Annotated in this window: 20 protein-coding genes; 8 read left to right on the forward strand and 12 right to left on the reverse strand. The window is 67.9% G+C overall.

Annotated elements, in window-relative coordinates:
• Positions 1–100: 100 nt before the first annotated feature.
• Positions 101–655, forward strand: a complete 555-nt coding sequence (locus ACFYY8_RS38075; RefSeq protein ID WP_390049718.1) for a DUF4158 domain-containing protein — start codon at positions 101–103, stop codon at positions 653–655.
• A 72-nt stretch (positions 656–727) separates the two neighbouring features.
• On the opposite strand, the gene ACFYY8_RS38080 is transcribed toward ACFYY8_RS38075, so the two are convergent.
• From ACFYY8_RS38080 to ACFYY8_RS38110, 7 genes are all read right to left on the reverse strand, one after another.
• Positions 728–1,447 carry a GNAT family N-acetyltransferase gene (locus ACFYY8_RS38080; RefSeq protein ID WP_390049720.1) on the reverse strand — a complete coding sequence of 240 codons (720 nt, stop codon included), beginning with the start codon at positions 1,445–1,447 and terminating at the stop codon, positions 728–730.
• Between the two features lie 252 nt (positions 1,448–1,699).
• Complete coding sequence (locus tag ACFYY8_RS38085) at positions 1,700–3,229, reverse strand: FAD-dependent monooxygenase (protein ID WP_390049722.1); 1,530 nt, start codon at positions 3,227–3,229, stop codon at positions 1,700–1,702.
• Entirely contained in the window at positions 3,226–3,864 is a 639-nt protein-coding gene (locus ACFYY8_RS38090) for a PadR family transcriptional regulator (protein ID WP_390049724.1), read from the reverse strand. The genes ACFYY8_RS38085 and ACFYY8_RS38090 overlap by 4 nt, the downstream gene beginning before the upstream one ends.
• Positions 3,865–4,156: 292 nt before the next feature.
• Entirely contained in the window at positions 4,157–4,633 is a 477-nt protein-coding gene (locus ACFYY8_RS38095) for a peptidase inhibitor family I36 protein (protein WP_390049726.1), read from the reverse strand.
• A gap of 557 nt (positions 4,634–5,190) precedes the next feature.
• On the reverse strand, positions 5,191–5,325 hold the full coding sequence (locus tag ACFYY8_RS38100; protein ID WP_390049728.1) for a hypothetical protein: 135 nt from the start codon (positions 5,323–5,325) through the stop codon (positions 5,191–5,193).
• A 353-nt stretch (positions 5,326–5,678) separates the two neighbouring features.
• On the reverse strand, positions 5,679–7,016 hold the full coding sequence (locus ACFYY8_RS38105; protein WP_390049730.1) for a carotenoid oxygenase family protein: 1,338 nt from the start codon (positions 7,014–7,016) through the stop codon (positions 5,679–5,681).
• 519 nt (positions 7,017–7,535) lie between these two features.
• On the reverse strand, positions 7,536–8,027 hold the full coding sequence (locus tag ACFYY8_RS38110) for a MarR family winged helix-turn-helix transcriptional regulator (protein WP_390049732.1): 492 nt from the start codon (positions 8,025–8,027) through the stop codon (positions 7,536–7,538).
• A 130-nt stretch (positions 8,028–8,157) separates the two neighbouring features.
• On the opposite strand from ACFYY8_RS38110, the gene ACFYY8_RS38115 reads away from it, so the two are divergent.
• The 4 genes from ACFYY8_RS38115 to ACFYY8_RS38130 all read left to right on the forward strand — a co-directional run bounded on the left by ACFYY8_RS38115 (position 8,158) and on the right by ACFYY8_RS38130 (position 11,837).
• Entirely contained in the window at positions 8,158–8,730 is a 573-nt protein-coding gene (locus tag ACFYY8_RS38115; protein ID WP_390049734.1) for an NADPH-dependent F420 reductase, read from the forward strand.
• Positions 8,731–8,878: 148 nt separating this feature from the next.
• Positions 8,879–9,616: an SDR family NAD(P)-dependent oxidoreductase gene (locus ACFYY8_RS38120; RefSeq protein WP_390049736.1), complete on the forward strand. Its 738-nt coding sequence runs from the start codon at positions 8,879–8,881 to the stop codon at positions 9,614–9,616.
• 29 nt (positions 9,617–9,645) lie between these two features.
• Positions 9,646–10,890, forward strand: a complete 1,245-nt coding sequence (locus ACFYY8_RS38125) for an MFS transporter (protein WP_390049738.1) — start codon at positions 9,646–9,648, stop codon at positions 10,888–10,890.
• Positions 10,891–11,141: 251 nt separating this feature from the next.
• Positions 11,142–11,837: a flavin reductase family protein gene (locus ACFYY8_RS38130; RefSeq protein ID WP_390049740.1), complete on the forward strand. Its 696-nt coding sequence runs from the start codon at positions 11,142–11,144 to the stop codon at positions 11,835–11,837.
• Positions 11,838–12,177: 340 nt separating this feature from the next.
• On the opposite strand, the gene ACFYY8_RS38135 is transcribed toward ACFYY8_RS38130, so the two are convergent.
• From ACFYY8_RS38135 to ACFYY8_RS38145, 3 genes are all read right to left on the reverse strand, one after another.
• Positions 12,178–12,315, reverse strand: a complete 138-nt coding sequence (locus tag ACFYY8_RS38135) for a hypothetical protein (RefSeq protein WP_390049742.1) — start codon at positions 12,313–12,315, stop codon at positions 12,178–12,180.
• On the reverse strand, positions 12,308–12,628 hold the full coding sequence (locus tag ACFYY8_RS38140; protein ID WP_390049744.1) for a hypothetical protein: 321 nt from the start codon (positions 12,626–12,628) through the stop codon (positions 12,308–12,310). Before ACFYY8_RS38140 ends, ACFYY8_RS38135 begins: the two co-directional genes overlap by 8 nt.
• A gap of 156 nt (positions 12,629–12,784) precedes the next feature.
• Positions 12,785–14,026: an IS256 family transposase gene (locus tag ACFYY8_RS38145; RefSeq protein ID WP_390049746.1), complete on the reverse strand. Its 1,242-nt coding sequence runs from the start codon at positions 14,024–14,026 to the stop codon at positions 12,785–12,787.
• Positions 14,027–14,685: 659 nt separating this feature from the next.
• Between ACFYY8_RS38145 and ACFYY8_RS38150 the strand changes: the two genes are divergently transcribed.
• Positions 14,686–15,606 (forward strand): hypothetical protein, encoded by a 921-nt coding sequence (locus ACFYY8_RS38150; RefSeq protein WP_390049748.1) that lies wholly within the window; start codon positions 14,686–14,688, stop codon positions 15,604–15,606.
• 316 nt (positions 15,607–15,922) lie between these two features.
• Here ACFYY8_RS38150 and ACFYY8_RS38155 read toward each other — a convergent pair whose 3' ends face one another.
• The gene (locus tag ACFYY8_RS38155; protein WP_390049750.1) at positions 15,923–16,510 is read right to left on the reverse strand and encodes a TetR/AcrR family transcriptional regulator; all 588 of its coding nucleotides are present in this window, start codon (positions 16,508–16,510) and stop codon (positions 15,923–15,925) included.
• 98 nt (positions 16,511–16,608) lie between these two features.
• Between ACFYY8_RS38155 and ACFYY8_RS38160 the strand changes: the two genes are divergently transcribed.
• Complete coding sequence (locus tag ACFYY8_RS38160) at positions 16,609–17,460, forward strand: alpha/beta fold hydrolase (protein ID WP_390049752.1); 852 nt, start codon at positions 16,609–16,611, stop codon at positions 17,458–17,460.
• Between the two features lie 291 nt (positions 17,461–17,751).
• Here the strand turns inward: ACFYY8_RS38160 and ACFYY8_RS38165 are convergent, their stop codons facing one another.
• Positions 17,752–18,924 carry a helix-turn-helix domain-containing protein gene (locus ACFYY8_RS38165; protein WP_390049754.1) on the reverse strand — a complete coding sequence of 391 codons (1,173 nt, stop codon included), beginning with the start codon at positions 18,922–18,924 and terminating at the stop codon, positions 17,752–17,754.
• A 442-nt stretch (positions 18,925–19,366) separates the two neighbouring features.
• On the opposite strand from ACFYY8_RS38165, the gene ACFYY8_RS38170 reads away from it, so the two are divergent.
• Positions 19,367–19,621 carry a hypothetical protein gene (locus ACFYY8_RS38170; RefSeq protein WP_390049755.1) on the forward strand — a complete coding sequence of 85 codons (255 nt, stop codon included), beginning with the start codon at positions 19,367–19,369 and terminating at the stop codon, positions 19,619–19,621.
• Positions 19,622–19,691 lie beyond the last annotated feature (70 nt).

Consider the following 19,691-nt stretch of genomic DNA (forward strand, 5'->3'; position numbering starts at 1 on the left):
CCGTTCAGGGAGTCCCCGTAGTACTCGCGGAAAATCGGGCGGATACAACCCGATGGGCTCCTGAGCTGGGGATCTTCGGACTCTGGCAGGAAGCGGCCGGTTGGCGACGCGGGTGTTCGCGGACCAGGAACCGGAGGCCCTGCGGAGATTCCCTGAGATCGGCCGGGAGGAGCTGTTCCGGTCCTTCACCTTGGCCCCGGCGGACGTGGCGTTCATCGCTCCCGGTCGTGGCCGGGGACCGACGGATCGGCTGGGGCTTGCCGTGACGTCGTGCACGTTGCCGTGGCTGGGGTTCGTGCCGGACGACGTGGCATCGGCGCCGCCTGCGACGGCGCTGGAGGTGAAGGAGCTGGATGAGTTTCTGCCGGCGCGGGAGATGGGGCATGACTCGCCGACGCCGTTGTTCCGGCTGGCGTGGGAGTACCTGATCTCGGCGAAGGCGATCCGGCCGGGGCCGGTGACCTTGGTGGAGCGGATCGCGCATGCTCGCCAGATCGCGCGGGCTGAGACGTTCGACCGGCTGGCGCACGAGCTCAACGCCGAGGACTACAAGGCTCGGTATGCCGTCGAGTACGGCCAACCGTCTCAAAAGGAACCGGACTGTGGTCACGAGATACGACACGCTCGCGGGCCGCTACGAGGCCACTCCTCGTAGCGGCCATCAATGAGTGGCTGTGACCGGCTCATTCAGGGATGGCGGACGGCCAGCCCGTGGAGTCTTGGCGGTTCAGGCATTGATGGCATGTTCGACGAACTGGCCGCAGGCGCGGAATCCCAGGCGGCGGTAGACGGGTTCGCCGTCGGCCGACGCCTGCAGGACCGCGATGCGGTGGTCTCGCTCGCGGGCCGTGCGGAGGGCCGCGAGCGTGATGGCTCCGCCGTAGCCGCGCCGGCGATGGGCGGCCAGGGTGGAGATGTTGTAGATGCCGGCGACTCCCGCGTGGTGGAACACCTCGGCGGAGCAGACCGGGCGGTTCTCCACGTAGCCCACCAGATACCGGGCCGGGCAGGTCGCGGCCAGCGCCTGCGAAGCGGCCCGGGCGAAGAAGTCGCGGACGGTTTCAGCGGGTGGATTCCAGTTCGCGGCGAGGACCGTGGCGTAGTCGGCGAGCTGTTCAGGCGTGGTCACCGTCCGGATGCCCAGTCCCGGAACGGCGGGAGGCGGCAGGGTGTCGTCCAGCTCGGCCCACATCGCCGTCTCGCATTCGGACACCGGCAGACCGGCCGCCGTCAGGCGGGCAGTGAGGTCTGCCGGTGTCGAGGCAGGGCCCACCCACCAGGAGAAACCGCGACCGGTGCCGGCCAGCGTCCCGACGGTCTCGGTGATGCGGGCCGTAGTGTCGGCGGCAGTGAAGCGGGCCGCCGCGACGATGTTGAACGTGTCGTCGTCCAGGCCGCTGTCCGCGACCAGGAGGTCACCGGTCTCTGCGACAGTTGCATTGGGCATACTCCGGTGCAGATGACAGGCGTGTTCCGCCAGGTTCCGTTCCATCCTGTCCGCCAAGTCGGCTTCGTCAGGGAAATAATCACTCATAGCGATTGATCCCAGCACGACCGAGTGATGACCGCATGCCATTTAGGCAGTGCCACGCCGGCGGCCGGCACTTTCGATACACGCCCTCAACCTCGCCCTCACACCATGACCACGACAGTCACCACCCCGCCCCGACCTGCCTAAACACCACCTTCTGCAACAAGCTTAGGACCGGCCCAGGATGGCGCCGAGGGCCTCCCGGAGGGCGCCGACCGGGTCGGTGGTGCCGGGCTCGGCGCGCCAGGCCACGTAACCGTCCGGCCGGACCAGCACCGCGCCGTCGGTTCCCAGCTCGTACCTGCGGGCGAACTCCGACTCGCTGTCCACCAGATCCACGTCCTCGCCGGCCACGCCGACGCGGTACGCCTCGACCTCGTCCGCCGCATCCAGCCACGCTTTCCCGCCGCCGCCAGTGAGCAGGACGAACGAGCGGGCGAACAGGTCGTGGACCGCGATGCGCTCGCCGTCGCGCTCCAGCCACAGGTGCGGCGCCCGCGTCCCGGGCCGACCGCGCAGGTCTAGACCGTCGCCGAACACGCTCCCGTACGGCGCGCCGAGCACGGCGGGCGAGGTGTAGCGCTGACCGAGCGCCCAGTGCAGGTCGTCGACCTCGTCCCGCTCCGGGCTATGGCCGGAGCGCCTGGCCTGCCGCAGCTCGGTGAGTTCGGCGAGAATCTGGGCGACCGGCCGGCGTTCCGGCTCGTAGCTGTCGAGCAGCGCGGGCGCGGCCCGCCCGTCCATCACGGCGGCGAGCTTCCAAGCGAGGTTGTGCCCGTCCTGGACGCCGCTGTTGGCGCCGATGCCACCGGCGGGCGACCAGGTATGGGCGGCGTCGCCGACCAGGAAGACGCGTCCCTGCCGGAATGTGTCGGCGATCCCCACCTCCTGCGTCCACGGGGTCACGTCCTCGACGACGACGGGGATGTCGTCGCGGCCGAGCGCGCCGTGGATGATCTCGGTGCAGCGCTCCGCCGTGAAGTCGGCGGGTGACCGGGTGGCCGGGTCGTAGCCGATGCCGAGCGACCACCGGCCGCGCCGGGCGGTGGTGGTGAGGACGGCGACGCCAACCTTCCGGTTCACGATGAACCACAGGATCGCACGCCGCTCGACGAGCTGGTCGAGGTCGGCCTCGAAGATGACGCTGAGAAAGTTCAGCGTCTGCCCTCGGAGGGGTTTGGCGATGCCGAGCCGCTCCCGGATCGGGCTGCGGCGGCCATCGGCGGCCACCATGTAGTCGGCGCGCAGCGTGCTGGTCTCGCCGGTCGCCCGGTCGCGGATCGTGGCGGTGACGCCGTCATCATCCTGCCGGAAGTCGGTCAGTTCGGTCTCGAAGCGCTGGTCGGCGTTCTGGTCGGCCAGGCTGAACGTTCCCGCCGTGTGCTCCGGCCATTCGCGCGGCTGGTCCGGTTCGAACAGCCACTGCCACTCGCCGGCCAGGGTCTCGCAGCGCACGCCGCCGGCGTCGTCGGCGAATGGCCGGCCCGCCTCGGTCACGGCGTCGGCGACTCCGAACGCGCGGTAGATCTCCATCGTGCGGGGGTTAATGCCGCGCGCCCGTCCCTGCAGCGTGACCTCGGGGTGCTTGTCGACGAGCAGGTGGCGGACACCGTGCCGGGACAGGAACATCGAGGTGGCCAGGCCGACGAGGCCACCACCGACGATGAGAACGGGTACGTGCTCGTGGTGGGTGGTCATGACCCGGTCTCTTCCTGGTCGTCGATCTGGTGGGCGTACTTGGCCGCGATCTCCCGTAGCCACTGGTCGTTCCAGGAGAGGGCTTCGGTGCGCAGGTCTTCCAGGACGGACTCGAGCCAGCCGAGTTCGGCCTTGACGATCGTGCGGCGGAGCCCCTCCTCGAGGAGGAAGACGCGCGGAAGCTCGCCGTACCGCGCGAACGCCGCGTCGAGCTCCCCGGCCTCCGCTCGCAGGCGTTCGGCGCGGGCGGCCAGTTCGTGCCGTACTTCCTCGGGGGTGAGCACGGTGAGGAAAGAGATGCCGACGAGGAACTCGGGGAAGTCGTTGCCGGTGTCGGTGAGCATCTCCTTCAGCCACTGGCGGGCGGCCTTCCTGCCCTGCTCGGTGATCTCGTAGACCCTGCGCTCGGGCCGGTTGTCGACCCGGCCGCTCTCGCGTACGGCGATGAGCCCGAGTCGCTGCAGCCGGTCGATGGCCTGGTAGATGCTCGCCCGGCCGCGCACGTTGACGACGCGGTCCTTGCCGCGGGCCTTGATGAGCGCGTGGATGCGGTAGGCGTGCATCGGCGCTTCGAGGAGCGCCACCAGCACTACCAGCCCGAGCCCGGAACGCCGTTCCGTCACTTTCATAGTCATGAACTTACTATTCATGTCATTACTATTCAATCCGGCGCGGGTCGGCCCGGGGTTTCGGCTGTGGATGGTCGTGCCCGGCGTGGGGCCTGATCGGCCCCTGCAGCAGCTCTACTGCGTTGACCTGGTCAGACATCGTCCCGGGAATCGGACGGAACAGGGCTTCTGTCCGGTCGGAGACCCGGCGGTACGGTTCCCGCGTATTCCGGCCGTACCCGCTCAGGAACCGGACAGGATCAAGATCCTAAGCGGTCGGCGCTAGTTGGCGGCGGGGAACATGTTCAAGGCGGAGGGCCTACAAGCCGCGGGCGGCGTAGTCGTAGCTGTCGTTGAACCGGACCCAGGCCTTCTTCCCCTCGAAGGGCTCGAAGTGATCCGGCTGCCACTTCTTCTTGTTCTTCAGGAAGTAGTTGGCGGCCGGGCAGCCGCCGCGCGCCCAGAACGAGGAGACCTTATCCCGCCAGTAGGGGGTGAATTCGAACTTCTTGCAGTTCGTGGCGGAGGCCCGCCACGCGGCCATCGCGCCGCGCCAGTACTGGTGCTCATAGACGCAGTAGTAGCCGGCCGGGCAGGACCTGGCGGTGGCCTCCAGCACCACGCGGACGTCGCCGCCCTGCCAGGAGATCTCGTTGTTGCCGACCTTCGTCCCGCCGGGAAACGCGGCCATGTAGGCGTCGACTCGGGCGCTGCTTGAGGCTGCCTGGGCCGGGAGCGCGCCGCCGACGATGACACCGGCGCCGATGACGATGGCGGCCACTCTCATGAAACTCATTTCGTCTCCTTCTTCGTGTGGTGAACAGGAAGATAGGCAGGCCGATGTTGAGTCCATGTTGAGTGCGTGTTGACCCCGCTCGGTCAGTCCGTGGGCAGGAACGCGACAGCACCTCATGTGGAGCATGCCGCAGGCGTGCTGTTCGGGCAGTCCATGGCCGGCGACCCAACCGGGGCCACCCGGCGAGTGGAGGGCCAAGAAACGCGTCACCGGCCCCAGCGACAACAGCGATCGGCGCACCGGACAGAACCTCGGTTCTGTCCGGTCGGCGTCCCGGCGCGGCCCGTTTCCGCCGTATTCCGGCGGCACCCCATCCCGGGAAGCACCGCTGAAGAGCGACCATCGGGGAATCTGCCGCGCCCCCAAACGCGAATTTTTCCTGCCTCACCGGAAACGGTGTGTATTTCCGCAGTTCAGAGCACCGTTAAAGGCGGAACTCTCCACAGCTGAGGAACTTTCCACCGCACAGGAGCCGCGTGCGCCGGATACAGCTCCGACTCGGCGACCGTCCACCTCTACGAGGACGACGATGGCACAGAGGAGTGAGCGGCTGCGCGTCAGGCGGAGCCCGGCGACAGTGCGCCGAGAACGGCCGCGAGGCTGTGCGAATCGCGGCGGGCGATGCTGTGGCCGACGGGGATCTCGTGAACCTGCCAGCTTGAGTCGTTGCGCAACCGTTCGGTCAGGGTCACGAACGGGCTACCCGGCCATGCGCCACCACTGATGAACGTTCGGCCGAGCGCGCGGCTGGGGTTGCCTTTCAGCCTGATCGACTGGACGAGGTTCGCCAGGGGGTGCGGTCGCGCGGGGGTCGAGTCCTTCGGGGACTGCGACCCATCGACCGTCGGCGCGGGCGCCGACTATGAACAACTCGCGGAAGCTGTCGCTGGTCAAAGACCAACATGAATCCCCATCGTCCGGGACGTAGGCGTCGATGAAGACGAGCTGATCGAGGTGGTCGCCGGCCGATTCGCGCCATCGCAATCCGGCGGGGCTTCGCCGACGCCGCGGCCTTCCACACACCTTCCGCTCCGCCTGCGCTTACTCAAACCGGAATCCAGTTGGCGTGGAAACCCGCGGGGATGCGCACCGGGACGTGTACCTCGGCGAGCGGAGGCGCGGCCAGGTTGGCGGCGTCCAGGACGGCCAGGTAGCCCGTGCCGGTGCTGCGGTCGTGAGCGAACGTCATCAGGAAGCCCTCGTTCTCGCCGGCCCCGGCCCGGGGTACGAAGACGGCCTCGCCACAGGTGTGGCCTCGAGGGAGACGGTGCATCGTCCGTTCGCCACCGCTGGTGAGGTCGTAGCCGTAGATCTCTGACCGCTCAGGCTCGGCGTCCAGGGAGAAGCTCGTCGTGTAGCCGTAACGGTGGGGCAGTCCGAGCACCGAGTCGGCCACGCGGGGGTACTCGCTGGGTGCGTCGTCGAACGGTTCCTCGGCGACCGCGCCTGACCTCAGGTTCAGCGTCCAGCGGTGCACGACCGGGAGCCCTCCCTCCAGGTCGTCGGCGCCGCCGCGCCACAACGTGGGGACGCGGGTGCCGGTGACGGTGATCGTGTCGCCTTGCGGGTCCTCGAAGGCGTTCATGGTGTGCCACACGTAGCACGGAGCGACGTCGAACCAGCGTATGGGCGCGTCGTCGCCGGCTGTACGTGCCAGCACGCCGAACCGGGCGCGGTGCGCGTCATCCCAGCGCCACGGCGGCCCGCCCGCCGCGGCCTGGACGTAGTCGAAGACGACCGGCAGGTCCATGAAGATCACATGGTTGCGGGTGATCGCGAAGTCGTGCGTCATCGTCGCGCGCGGCACGTCCACGACCCGCGTCTGCACCACCTCACCGGCAGCCGAGACACGGTAGTAGGTCAGGTACGGCGGACGTAGCTGATATCCGAAGAACAACAGCTCACCGGTGATCGGGCAGGTCTTCGGGTGCGCGGTCATCGGGGTCTGCAGGCCCCCGCCGAAGGTGTGCACCCCGATCGTGGCGAGGTCCGGCGTCACCTCGTACGGAAAGCCGCCCTCTTCCAGGGCGAGTAGTCGGCCCGCGTGCGCGATCAGGTGGGTGTTGGCCGTGGTCACCCGGTAGTCGATCCGGCCTGTCTCCTGGTCGAAGGCGAGGGCGAAGCGGGACTGGCCGGGGTGCTCATACAGTGGCGTACGCACGTACCGGTTGCGGTACCAGCGTGCCCTGCCACCTTCCAACGCGATGGTGTGGATCATTCCGTCGCCCGCGAAGGAGTGCGGTGACCAGCCGGTACGCGGATTCGGCCCGTTGCGGAAGAACTGCCCGCTCAGCTCGGGCGGGATCTCGCCGACGACCTTGGACGGTTCCAGGGTCACTTCCTCGGCGACCGGCGCGTTGTTGCCCGCGAGATGCAAAGGCATGATTTCGGGCATGCTGGGACTCCTGTCGGCGTAGGGGAAGACGCCGACAACCGTGCACGAAAAAATCTGCGGGCAACAGTCTTGTTCTTCCTGCACGCCTCAGCCGCCCGGCGGAGTCCCAGGTGAGGGCCGCCTCAGAAAATCCTGGGTGGAGCCGCTGACCATGCCGGTCAGGCCCGGGCAGTCGCTCGTCGGCGAACCGGGGCAGCGGGAAGATCCGGAGGAGGGCAGACCAAGTAGGCCGGAAAGGGCTACCAGGGGTCCCGGTAGCAATGGGGCAGAATCCGACGGTATTGCTTCCGGCCTGCGGGAACTCCTGGAGAAACACGATCATGGCACGGCGGGCCCAGAGCCCATCCATGCAAGCCAGGCCCATATCTGTTGGATTTTTCGCGATCGCTACCGGGAGCCCTTCAGAGAAGGTCGATCACTCCGGCGCACGGGTGCGGCTCGCCGCCAACCGGCACCGCCTCACCGGCCGCCTTCGCCGGACGGAGCCCCGCTCATGACCACTTCTTCTCAGGTGGTCCTTCTGCGGGAGGTGGCCGACGGCACACGGGAACGCAGCCGGGTGCGCACGCTGTCCATGATGTCGGCGAGCTGGGCGACCTGCTCACCGGTCAAGAGATCGATCAGGCCGTCACGGACCGCCTCCACATGTCCGGGCGCGGTCTTCGCAAGGAGTCGCCGACCGTCTTCGGTGATGACGACCATGGCCCTGCGTTCATCGTTGGTGTCGGTTTCGCGGCGCAACAGTCCGGCCTTCTCCAGCTGGGCCACCTGGTAGCTCAGGCCGCTGCGCGAGGTGATCATCAGGTCGGCGAGCTCGGTGATGCACCGGTGCTGGGGGGCGCACTCGTTGGCCCAGTGCAGGATCTCGTACTGGATCATGGTGAGCCCGGCGTCCTCTCGAAGTTGCCGTTCCACGTGGCGCTGGAGCAGGCCGGAGGTTTCCAGGAAGCCGGTCCAGGCGCGCATCTGTGTCTCGTCCAACCACCGCGGTTCGCTCATGCCGGAAGCCTATCGAAGTTGCGTCGAATTCGACGCATCCGTACCATCGATCCCGTTGCACAAATGCGTCGAATTCGACGCATTTCGTGTCGTGCCATCGACGCGCCTCGCATCTCGGAAAGGGCCACTCATGAAGATCGGCATCATCGGCAAGGGCAACGTCGGCTCCGCTCTGGAGCACCGCCTCACCGCGGCCGGGCACACGGTCAGCACGGCGAACTCCTCCACCGCTCCGGACCAGGTCGCGGCGCAGGTCGCCGAGGCCGACGTCATCGTGCTGGCCGTACCGTTCCCCGCCGTCGCCCAGATCGACGCCAAGATCAAGTCCGCTCTGCGGGACAAGGTCGTGATCGACGTCACCAACCCGCTGGCGGCCGACTTCATGTCGCTGACCATCGGGCACACCACCTCGGCGGGGGAGCAGGTCGCCGCCGCACTGCCCGGCGCCCGAGTGGTCAAGGCCTTCAACACCGTGTTCGCCTCCACCCTGGACACCCCTGGCCTGTTCCTGCCGGTGGCCTCCGACGATGAGGCCGCCAAGAAGACCGTGCTGGAGTTGGGCGCGCAGCTCGGCTTCGACGCCGTGGACGCAGGACCGCTGGCCAACGCCCGCTACCTGGAGCCGGCCGTGGAGCTGCTGATCCAGCTCGCGTACGGCTTGGGGATGGGCGCAGGCATCGGCTTCACCCTGGCACGGGCATGACGGTCCCGACGTGGACGGTGGGATTCCGCCCGGCGGTCCTCAGCCCGTACGAGCGGATCCCGCCCATGCCTTCGGCGAGGAGATCACCCGGCAGACCTTTGATCCGCCGGTCATCCGTACAACCGCGGCGCGCAGGGAAGGGCGGGGGATGAGCGATCACGATGTGTCCGGCAGGGTGGCCTTGCTCACCGGGGCGTCAGGCGGCATCGGCCAAGCACTGGGCCGACGCCTCATCGCCGCCGGTGTGAAGACCGCCTTCGTCTACGGTTCGCACTCCGGCCCGGCCCATGAGCTGGCCGCTCAGGCCCAGGACGCGAGGGTCGACGCGGTCGCGCTCGCCGGCGACCTCGCCGACCCTCATATCCCGGCCAGACTGCTGGATGAGGCCGCCGACGCGCTCGGCGGCCCCGTCGACATCCTGATCCCCAACGCCGGGCACGCGCTCCAGCAGGACTACACCACGCTGGACCTCCAGGCGTGGGACCGCACGCTCGCGATCAATCTGCGTGCCCCTTTCCTGCTGGCCCAGCACGCCCTGCCGGGCATGACCGCACGCGGGTATGGGCGCGTGCTGTTCATGTCCTCGGTCGCCGCCTTCACCGGCGGCGTCGTCGGCGCGGACTACGCCGCCTCCAAGGCCGGGCTGCACGGCCTGACCCACTTCCTGGCCGCCCGCGTCGCCTCCCGCGGCGTGACGGTCAACGCCCTGGCGCCCGCTCTGATCGCCGACACACGCATGCTGCCCGGCAACGCCGATCCCCGCGCCTTGCCCGTCGGCCGGTTCGGCCGGCCCGAGGAGGTCGCCGACCTGGCGCTGTCCGTCCTGCGCAACGGATACCTCACCAACCAGGTGCTGAGCCTGGACGGCGGCGCCTACCCGCGCTGACCTCTCCCCATCGCTGACAGGAGCCCCTCATGCCCGTGGCTCTGCTCGCCCTTGCGATAAGCGCATTCGGCATCGGAACCACCGAATTCATCATTAACGGCCTACTGCCTGAGCTGGCCGCCGACTTCAATGTCAGCGTTCCGGCCGCCGGGCTGCTGGTCTCGGGATACGCCGCCGGCGTGGTCATCGGCGCGCCCCTTCTCACCATCGCGGGGACGCGCCTGCGCCGCAAGACCATGCTGCTCGCCCTGATGGTCCTCTTCCTGGCCGGGAACCTGCTCTCAGCGCTGGCCCCCACCTACGGTGTGCTGATGGCCGGGCGGATCGTCGCGGCCTTCTCCCATGGCGCCTTCTTCGGCGTCGGCGCCGTCGTCGCGGCCGACCTGGTGGAACCGGCCAAGCGCGCCCGTGCGCTGTCGGTGATGTTCTCCGGCCTGAGTCTGGCGAACGTCCTCGGCGTTCCCGCCGGCACCGCGATCGGGCAGGCGTTCGGCTGGCGCGCCACCTTCTGGGCCGTCGTCGCCGTCGCGGCTGTCGGCCTTGCCGGAGTGGGGGCGCTGGTCCCCTCCCACCCGCGCCCCCAGGGACAGAGCCTCCTGCGCGAACTGAGTGTCTTCCGGCAAGGGGGCGTTTGGCCGGCGCTGGCCATGACCGTGTTCGGATTCGCGCCGGTGTTCACGGTGATCACCTTCATCGCACCGATGATGACCGACGTGGGCGGTTTCTCCCCGGGCGCGGTGCCCACCGTCATGGGGCTGCTGGGGATCGGCCTGGTCGCGGGCAATCTCCTTGGTGGTCGCCTGGCCGACCGGGCCGTGCTACCCGCGGTCTACGTCTCCGTCGGCGCCCTCACCGTCCTGTCGGCGATCGTCGCTGTGGCAGCGGGCAACCAGCCGGCCTTCATCGCCGCGATCGTCCTGTTCGGGGTGGCCGCCTTCGCGACGATCCCGCCGCTGCAGACGTGGGTGCTGGACAGTGCCTCGCAGGCTCCCTCGCTGGCCTCGGCGGCCAACATCGGCGCCTTCAATCTGGCCAACGCCCTCGGCTCCCTGCTCGCCGGGCTCACCGTCGAGGCCGGGTACGGATACGCGGCACCGGCCTGGATCGGCATGGCGCTGGGCCTGGCAGGCCTGGCCGTGACCGGGCTCGTAACCCTACGCGTCCGACGCCAAGCCCTGCGAGCGGATGCGGACGACCAGAAGTCGGCACGGTCGTTCACCTCCTCCGGGCTGGCGGATCCCGTGACATCGGACACCGGCACCGCCAGGCGGTGACCCGGCGTGGCACGTCCGAGCCGGGCAGGACGTCTCCGCGTCCAGGAGATGGGGGAAGCCCGCCACGGCTGACAGCCGTGCAGGCGACCAGGACAAGGCGAGAGCGGCGGGTGGGCGGCGATGGTCGCAGCGCAGAAGGCCCTTGGGCCGGGAGGGACGAGCGCAGGGTGCACGAGATCCCGACATCTCTTCCTCTGCCCCCTGCGACGTTTCGGTTCTGGCCGAAACAACCGGATCCTAGGCTGCGCACCATGAACACGGCATCTCCCAGCTCCCTGCCCGCGCAGACGGTCGTGACCCACCTGGAGATCGAGCCGAGCATCCTGTACTTCGGGACGCCGGTGGTGCTCTTGACGACGGAGAACCAGGATGGCTCGTTCAACCTCGCCCCGATATCGTCCGCGTGGGCCCTCGGGCAGACGGTCGTGATGGGGCTGGGGCTTGACGGGCAGACCGCGTCCAACCTCGGTAGTCGTCCCGACCTGGTCATCAGCCTGCCTGCCCCCGCCCAGTGGCCGGCCGTGGAGCGACTGGCGCCACTGACCGGCCGGAACCCGGTTCCCTCCGGCAAACCCAAGGGCTGCCGCTTCGAGCCGGACAAGTTCGCCGCCGCAGGCGTGACCGGCGAGCCCTCCCATCTGGTCCGGCCGCCTCGCGTCGCCGGATGCCCCATCCAGCTGGAGGCCCGTGCCGAGCGGGTGCGGCCGGACCTCTTCGAGGACTTCCTCATCGTCGAGGCCGTCGTGTGCAAGGTGCACGCAGACTCCCGCATCGTCGTTCCTGGCACCGACCACATCGACCCCGCCGCCTGGAGTCCGCTCATCTACAACTTCCGCCACTACTTCGGACTCGGCCCAGAGCTCGGCCACTCCTACCGCACCCAGACGCCCCGCGGCCTCGGGGGACCTGCCGCGGAGTACGCGCTGAGCGACACGGTGCCCAGCTGAGATCAGGCAGCATGGCCAAGGACAGCTGAACAGGCACCGAATCTGGCGAGCAATATCGGGGGCTGTCTACGCGAACAGGGCACCGGCCCAACCGGGTAGGTGATCAGCGGACCACGAGCCGGCACCCCACCGAATCCATGAGCTCCGCCCACACCCGACCCTCCCTCCGGGCGTCGGCCGCCGTCGACAGGGCGTCGAAGAAGTAGGACAGGGCCACGTGGGGGTCTCGCAGGGGTCAAGGCGAAAGCCTGCCTTGACCCCTGCGCGTACCCGCAAGTGAGCAACATGCCCGACTGACGACAGCAATGCGTTCGCCCAGCTCACAGCGGTTGCCTGTTTCCTACAACAGGCCCTCCGGCTTGACGGCGACGCTGACGGCAACAGGGGCGTGCACGAGCGACGACCAGCCACCGAAGGGGATCAGCGGTCTCCATCGGTGGTTACTCAGGCTTGAGGCGATCGCTCGAAACTCACCCATCAACCGGCAGTGTCATCCATTCAACGATGGAGTTCAAAGCATCCTGGACGTCTTCTTCTGTCGCCAATTCACGCATTATGGCGGAGATTTCCCCTGAGGCAACCTCTGCGAACTGGAGTTCAGCGTGACCGTTACTCCAGAGAATAATCTCAGCAAGCCGATCATCTGACTCCAAAATCCACCAAATCGACTGGGGATTCCGATCTTCGGGCGACTCGGTTAGTTCGTGCTGTAGACCTACGGCAGACAGGTCAGAACCACGAGAAGCCACCCAGCCCTTCAACTCAGCGAGCAGCTCAGCGCCGGTCAGCACGGGGACCTCCTCCGAGCCGGATGTTCTGAGCCGCTGGCGGCTCCGGAATTGGCAGACCCTTTTTGGCGGCAAGTCGCCCTTCAAATGATGTCGGTCCCGGTCACGTCCAACGGAGTGGTGTATGAGTTGATCTCCGCGTGATCCTGTTTCTGCAGGTTAAGCGGTAAGTGTCTGCGGTAGCGGATTATGGGCCGGTGTGTCGCCGGTAAGGACGCGCATCCGGCACTTGGCCAGCACGTCGAGTCCCATGTAGCGGCGGGCCTCGGTCCACTCATCGGTCTGCTCGGCCAAAACCGCACCGACAAGACGGACGATCGCGGCCCGGTCGGGGAAGATGCCGACCACGTCGGTGCGGCGGCGGATCTCCTTGTTCAACCGCTCCTGCGGGTTGTTGGACCAGATCTGCTTCCAGACCTCGCGCGGGAAGGCGGCGAACGCCAGGACTTCCTCCCGGGCGGCGTCCAGATGCCCGCACGCGGCCGGAAACTTCGCCTCCAGCGCCTCGATGACCCAGGCGTGCTGGGTGCGCACGGCCTCGGCGGCAGGCTGGTCGAAGATGGTGCGCACCAGAGTCGCCACCCACGGCTGCGCCGATTTGGGCACCGTCGTCAAGAGGTTGCGCAGGTAGTGGGTGCGGCATCTCTGCCAGGACGCGCCCGGCAAGGTCGCGCCGATCGCCTCCACCAGGCCCGTGTGAGCGTCGGAGACCACCAGCCGCACCCCGCCCAGGCCGCGGGCCACCAGGGTGCGCAGGAAGGCCAGCCAGCCCGCGCCGTTCTCAGCCGAGGCGACCTCCAGTCCGAGGATCTCCCGGTTGCCGTTGGCGTTCACGGCGGTGGCCACCAGGACGTGCACGTTGACGATCCGGCCGCCCTCACGCACCTTCTGGGTCAGCGCGTCCAGCCACACGAACGCATATGGCCCGCCGTCCAACGCCCGGGTGCGGAAGGCCTCCACCTGCCCGTCCAGCACCTTGGCCATCTGGCTGACCTGGCTCTTGGAGATGTTCTTGATATCGAGCTGCTCCACCAGCTTGTCGACCCGCCGGGTGGAGACGCCCAGCAGGTAACTGGTGGCCACCACACTGGTCAGTACCTGCTCGGCCCGGCGGCGCCGCTCCAGCAGCCATTCGGGGAAGTAGGAGCCCGAACGCAGCTTCGGGATGGCGAGCTCAACGGTGCCGGCGCGGGTGTCCCAGTCGCGGGTGCGGTAGCCGTTGCGCCGGTTGGTGCGCTCCTCGGTCCGCTCGCCGTAGTCGGCGCCGCACAAGCCGTCGGCCTCGGCCGACATCAACGTCTCGGCCATGGTCTTCACCATGGATCGCAACAGATCCGGGTCCTGCTGCTGGATCCGCTGAGCCAGCCAGGTACCGGGGTCCACACTGTTGGGTACGGCCATCGCTTGCTTCTCCTTCGATCTTGGTTTCGCAACCTGAAGGATCACGCGATGGCCGTCTTCATTTCACGACGCCACGCCTGTCACCAGCGAAAACTCGTACACCACCTCCGTGGACGCAACCTCGGTCCCGGGATCCGGAACCAACCCGGAGCGCCACCAGGCCTAAGGGCTTGCAGATGATTAACTCGCTGAGTTGATCATCTGCAAGCCCTTAGCCTGGCCTCGATCCGGCCTGGCGCGGGGCAGGGTCGCCGACCTGTTACCGACCTACCGGCCAAACCGGGAAAGCCTTGCAAGCTTCGCCCGGCCGGTGCCTCGCGACCCCGTGAAGACAGGAAGCTTCCGGCGCGGGCGGTTGCCGGAAGACCGTGCCGGGAGTACGCCCGAAGCATGAGCAAACACAGGTCCACGTCATGGGACCAGCGAGCCAAGGCGCGCATCATGTCCGCCACGGCGAGGAACCCGGACGGCCCGAGCACCCGGGACCGACTCGACCGGGAGGCGCGGTCACAAGCCGACAAGAACGAGCACCGGCGGCACCGGAATGGTGCTGACCCAAGTCGAGGCCTTGAGGGCACTCACTGGCCTTCAAAAACGATGGTTTCTTGAAGGATCGTGTAAGGCGCTAGCCTCCCGGCATGGTCCAGCCCCCTCGCTCCTTGCAGATCGTCACGCGGCTCGTCGACGGGCAGATCTGCGCCTATGAAACGGCGTCGCCCTCCCGCGGTGTGCTGACTCCGTCCGCGGTCTTCGTGCCACGTCCCGGGGACGATGTCGTCGAACATGCCGCATCAGCCGATCTTGGTTGGGTCGTCTACACGACGCTGAACGCGGCCGTCTGCGTGACGAGTTCGGGCGACGAGCGATGGCGGGCGGCGTTCGAACCGTTCTCTGATGACCGGTATGGGAATCGGCCGGGATGCGTCCTGTCGTTGGACGACCGCAGGGCGTGGATCTACCGGCCAGACGCCATGGCCGGCCGGGACCTGCCGGACCAGTGGGTCGTGCTCGATGCCGAGAGTGGAGCAGTCGTGGCTCAGGCGGACCTGGAGACCAGCGGGCACGGTGGCTGGCAGTTCCGGCATCCAACCGACGAGTATGTCCTCCTGGATATCGGCGAGGGCCAGGACGGCTCGATCATCTACCTGGCCACCGTCTCAAACGGACACCTGGCGCCCGTCCGCTATCCGTGGGCGGACCGAGTTCTGATCGATCTGTCGCCCGACGGGAAGCAGTTCATGACGGTTGATCACGGACAGGCTGACGTCGCCTTCCACTCCTACCCTTCCGGCGAGGTGACGGGCACGTTGCAGGTAGAGGACTTCGGCCAAGACCCGGACGAGGCGGTCCTGGAGTGGAGCGGCGGCTACCTCGACCTGGACACGGTCGTTGTGGCCCTGATGGGAGAGGATGAGGACGGGGAGGAATGGTTCCGCCACTACCGGGTCAACGTTCCCACGGGCCGAGTCGAGGCGGAGCTGCTATCCAATGCCCGACACGCCGACGACCTGCAGCTCCTCGGCGACGGAACATGGCTCACCACCGATCCCTCCGGTCGTCCCGTCCGATGGTCCGCCTGACGGTTCGGGGAGGACGGTCCATGACGGGCAACGGTGCCGGCTGGTCGTTCGCGTCCACCCGGGAGCCCGCCCGGTTCGGGGCCGTTGTGCGGCGACGGTCGCCAAGGACGGAGCATGCGCTCGGCGGTGACTGCAGAACTCTACGCGGTATCCCCGAGACGCGGCTCGTGGTCCACACGCACCCGTTCGAACCCGCAGGGCACCGCTGAGCTGGGCTAACTCATACCCTTGTACCTGGTTGCACGAGCCATACCGACACCCGGCCACGCCGGGCTCCCCGGCAACCGGAACGGCCTTCACCATCCCGCCGTGTCGTTCAACGCCCTCCTTCCTCGACGGGGAAGCTCCTGGTCAGCAGGGGCATGAGCAGGTCGTCCACCAGGTCGGTCAGGAATTCGTGGTCGAGTGGGCCACCGAGGATCATCCGGCGCATGATCTGCCCCTCCGCCACCTGATGCGCCGGCTCGGTCGATGTGCTCGCGGGCACCTCGCCACGGGCCACGGCACGCTCCACGATCACCTGGAAGGGCCCCCGGTCCTCGTCGGCCACGTGTGAGCGCAGGGTCTCGGCCAGTTCGGCGTCGGTCCGCATCGCGTGGATCAGCCCGGTCATCATGGTCAGGTACCGGTCGTCGGCCTGGGCGCACAATGTGTCAAGGGCCGCCAGCAGGTCACCGCGCAGGGTGCCGGTCGAGGGGATCTCGGTGACCTGTACGGCGTCGCGCGCGTCCAGTGCGGCCTTGACCAGCTCGGGTTTTCCCCGCCACCGGCGGTAGATGGTCTGCTTGCTGGCGCGCGCCTGCTGAGCCACCGCGTCCATCGTGAGCGCCTGATAGCCGATCTCGCCGAGCAACTCGATCGTCGCCGTCAAAATCGCCTGTTCGCGCGCGATCCCTCTGACCATGCCCACCTAACCGAACGAGACCGTACCGTACACTTCATATCCTAGCCGTACCGGTTCGCGTGCGGCAGCGACGTCTGCTTCCACCGAGGACGGGGCGAATGAGCGGCAAGTCAGCGATCGAGTGGCATGACGACGCGGTGACCTCCGCGGACGGGACGACGATCGCGTTTCTCAGCCAGGGACACGGGCCGGGGCTGGTGGTGATCCCCGGCAACAACCGGCGCGCCCATCACTACGGCGTCCTGGCTCGGGAGCTGTCGGACACCTACGCGGTGCATGTGATCGAGCGACGGGGACGTGGCCTGAGCGGACCGCAGGGTCCGGGTTACGGCGTCGAGACCGAGGTCGACGACGCGGTCGCCGTCATGGAGCGCACAGGCTCGGACCTGGTCTTCGGGCACAGCTACGGGGGCCTGGTGGCCCTGCATCTCGGGCTGCGCAGGCGGGTGGCCGCGTTGATGGCGTACGAGCCGGGCGTGAGTGTCGAAGGGTCGTTCGACACCCGTTGGCTGCCGGATTTCACCCGTCTGCTGGGGGAGGGCAGGCAGGTCGCGGCGATGGCGACCTTCCTCAGGAGCACTCGCCTGACCCCGATCGGAAACGCGCCGACGCCGGTGTTCCGCGCGCTGGCGTTCATGATGCTGAGCGGGATTGAGGGACGCGACATGCGGGCGATGATGGCGACCACCCCGGCGGAGATCGGCGAGATCGGCCGCCTCGACTCCGACGGCACGAGATACGCGGGCATCGCGTCCCCGGCGTTGCTGCTGGGCGGGGAGAAGACGCCCGGCTACCTGACCGGCGTGCTGCCCCGGCTGGCGGAGGTGATGCCCGACGCCCGGTACGTGATCTCGCGCGGGCTGGACCACAACGCCCCCGACCTGAACGCTCCCCAGGCGGTCGCCGGGCAGATCCGTGCCTTCCTTCGGGAACGTCTGGTCGCGCCTTGATCGGAGATTCCGTTTCCACGGCCGGGCGGCGGTTGTCCCACGGCGCTTCAGGACGCCTTGGGGATTCCGGGCGTTCTGAGGGCGGGTTTCGTGTGCGGGTTGGGCGGGCGCCCGTACGGGGACCGGCCGGTCCGCGTTGTGGGAGCGCATGGCGAATCACCTTCGGCGTGGAGAACGACGACGGGGAAACGGATCGGCGGGCGTACGTGGCTCGCCCGCCGATCCGGGCCTGGGGGAGAGGGTCGGTTCCTCACGCGCCGCCGTACGCGAAAGGTCTCGCGGTGGGGCTGTTCACGAACCGATGGGACTGGTCTCCTGCGCGACCTGTCCCTCGTTCGGGAGCAGCTTGTGATTAGTTTGTTGGCTTATGGCCGATATGTCATTGACAGCTGCTGTACCTGTTATTGATGGTTTCTGCACGACCCCCGGAAAGGGCGTGTTCTCCGGTGGCGGCAGTGGCCGCTTACCTCCGCGTCGGTCACGGCCGCGCCACACCCATTCGCGCGACGAGCGATACCCGGCGGGGGACAGGCCGTAGGCGGCGCGGAAGGTGCGGCTGAAGTGGGCGTTGCTGGCGAACCCCCACCGGGCGGCGATGGCGTGGATCGGCAGGGAGCGCTGGGCCGGGTCGGCCAGGTCGTGACGGCAGCGTTCCAGGCGGCACCGGCGTATCCAGGCCGCCACGGTCAGGCCCTGCTCCTCGAAGAGGTGGTAGAGGTGGCGGACGGAGATCCCGTGGGCGGCGGCGACGGTCTCGGCGCACAGCGCCGGATCGCCGAGGCCGCGCTGGATGAAGGCGTGGATGCGCGTCTTCAGCACCTGCCGGTGGGTCTCGGGGGGCAGGGCCTCGGTGACCTCAAGGTGGTGGGCGCACATCGCGGTGAACAGGGCGACGGTCACGGCCGACAGGCGGGAGGCGTCGGCCGCGGTGTAGCCGGAGGCGTTGCGCATCAGCTCCTCCAGATAGCGGTGCAACAGGGCGCCGACGCCGTCCCGGGAGGGCAGGCTGACCGAGGCCAGGGAGGTGAGCGCGTCGGGGGGCAACGACAGCGCGGCCTTGGGGACCTGCAGGACCAGTCCCTCGAAACTGCCGGTTTCGTCGGCGACGATCTCGCCGTGACAGGGATGTGAGTTGTCGTAGAACACCATGTCCCCGGGCCCGGCGGTCGCCTGCCTGCCGAACTGGGTGATCTGCGTGGTACCGCGCCGGGCGAGCGACAGACAGTACGTCTCGGGATCGGATCCGCGAACCTGCGCGGAGGTACGGCGTGACCGCAGGGACGGACAGGTCACCGCGTACACCTGTGTCGAGCCGAGGTCGAGCACACGCATGGTGGCACGGAAGTCGGCCTCGTGGTCGCTGTGCACCACGGTGGGCATCAGGGACCGGTCCGCCGTTTCGTGCCACCGGACGAACCGGTCGGAGGCGGGCAGGTCCTCGCTGTGGAACACGGCCTCGTTCATCGCTGGTTTTCCATGACAGAATTCGCCACTGTCAAGAAAACTGTTATCGGTCTCCCGTATTCACTGACGCACACGAAACGATCCTTTCGCGTCTCAGATGGTGCGGGTCTCCCGCGACTGTTTAGACACGGGTGACCGGTGAATTGTTTGGAGAACCGGCGCCGGATATGGGAAAGGCGCGATACGCGTCGGCGGAGACCCCCGCCGGGCACACCCGAAACCGTCCCATTCTTCGCGAAGCCGTACCAGGGCCGCCCCCGGAGGTCGTGCGGCGGGTGGCCAGAACTGCCCCAACTGTCTCTGGCGTCACATCTTCATCGCTTCGTGACAACCATAAGTGACTTATCAATCACTTTCTGTGGTGTCAGGATGAAGGGGCGCGCGAGGGATCCCGAACGGGCCCGACCGCGTCTCCATCTTCAACCGAGCGAAGGAGACAACAGTGGCCAGGTACAACACCGAGATCCACACGGGTGGCGGCGGATGGCAGCAGGACACTCCTCTCATCCTGTCCATCGCCAGCCGCGGCCAGGTCGTCCCCGGCGACGGTCGCCCGGCCACGGGCACCACGGTGACCTGGAGCAGCGACAACGCCGGCAACGGCTCGGTGACCTTCTTCGACAACGGCACCAAGTTCGAAGGGACCGCCCGTTTCCCCGGTGAGGGGCCGGTCGGGTACCGAGGGCAGATCGCCTGATTCCCCAGCACGGACGGGCGCCGGTGACCGGCCGGTGTCACATCGCTCTTCCATCGGGCCGCGCGGAATC

Source organism: Streptosporangium sp. NPDC001559, assembly GCF_042893955.1.
GTDB lineage: Bacteria > Actinomycetota > Actinomycetes > Streptosporangiales > Streptosporangiaceae > Streptosporangium.

What these genes read in the sequence shown, in the direction of transcription:
- ACFYY8_RS38125 (WP_390049738.1), top strand. Translation starts at nt 9,646, where the DNA reads ATGCCCGTGGCTCTGCTCGCCCTTGCGATAAGCGCATTCGGCATCGGA.
- ACFYY8_RS38135 (WP_390049742.1), bottom strand. Translation starts at nt 12,315, where the DNA reads ATGGGTGAGTTTCGAGCGATCGCCTCAAGCCTGAGTAACCACCGATGG.
- ACFYY8_RS38165 (WP_390049754.1), bottom strand. Translation starts at nt 18,924, where the DNA reads ATGAACGAGGCCGTGTTCCACAGCGAGGACCTGCCCGCCTCCGACCGG.
- ACFYY8_RS38095 (WP_390049726.1), bottom strand. Translation starts at nt 4,633, where the DNA reads ATGAGTTTCATGAGAGTGGCCGCCATCGTCATCGGCGCCGGTGTCATC.
- ACFYY8_RS38145 (WP_390049746.1), bottom strand. Translation starts at nt 14,026, where the DNA reads ATGGCCGTACCCAACAGTGTGGACCCCGGTACCTGGCTGGCTCAGCGG.
- ACFYY8_RS38130 (WP_390049740.1), top strand. Translation starts at nt 11,142, where the DNA reads ATGAACACGGCATCTCCCAGCTCCCTGCCCGCGCAGACGGTCGTGACC.
- ACFYY8_RS38105 (WP_390049730.1), bottom strand. Translation starts at nt 7,016, where the DNA reads ATGCCTTTGCATCTCGCGGGCAACAACGCGCCGGTCGCCGAGGAAGTG.
- ACFYY8_RS38090 (WP_390049724.1), bottom strand. Translation starts at nt 3,864, where the DNA reads ATGACTATGAAAGTGACGGAACGGCGTTCCGGGCTCGGGCTGGTAGTG.
- ACFYY8_RS38110 (WP_390049732.1), bottom strand. Translation starts at nt 8,027, where the DNA reads ATGAGCGAACCGCGGTGGTTGGACGAGACACAGATGCGCGCCTGGACC.
- ACFYY8_RS38080 (WP_390049720.1), bottom strand. Translation starts at nt 1,447, where the DNA reads ATGCCCAATGCAACTGTCGCAGAGACCGGTGACCTCCTGGTCGCGGAC.
- ACFYY8_RS38085 (WP_390049722.1), bottom strand. Translation starts at nt 3,229, where the DNA reads ATGACCACCCACCACGAGCACGTACCCGTTCTCATCGTCGGTGGTGGC.
- ACFYY8_RS38120 (WP_390049736.1), top strand. Translation starts at nt 8,879, where the DNA reads ATGAGCGATCACGATGTGTCCGGCAGGGTGGCCTTGCTCACCGGGGCG.
- ACFYY8_RS38115 (WP_390049734.1), top strand. Translation starts at nt 8,158, where the DNA reads ATGAAGATCGGCATCATCGGCAAGGGCAACGTCGGCTCCGCTCTGGAG.
- ACFYY8_RS38155 (WP_390049750.1), bottom strand. Translation starts at nt 16,510, where the DNA reads ATGGTCAGAGGGATCGCGCGCGAACAGGCGATTTTGACGGCGACGATC.
- ACFYY8_RS38160 (WP_390049752.1), top strand. Translation starts at nt 16,609, where the DNA reads ATGAGCGGCAAGTCAGCGATCGAGTGGCATGACGACGCGGTGACCTCC.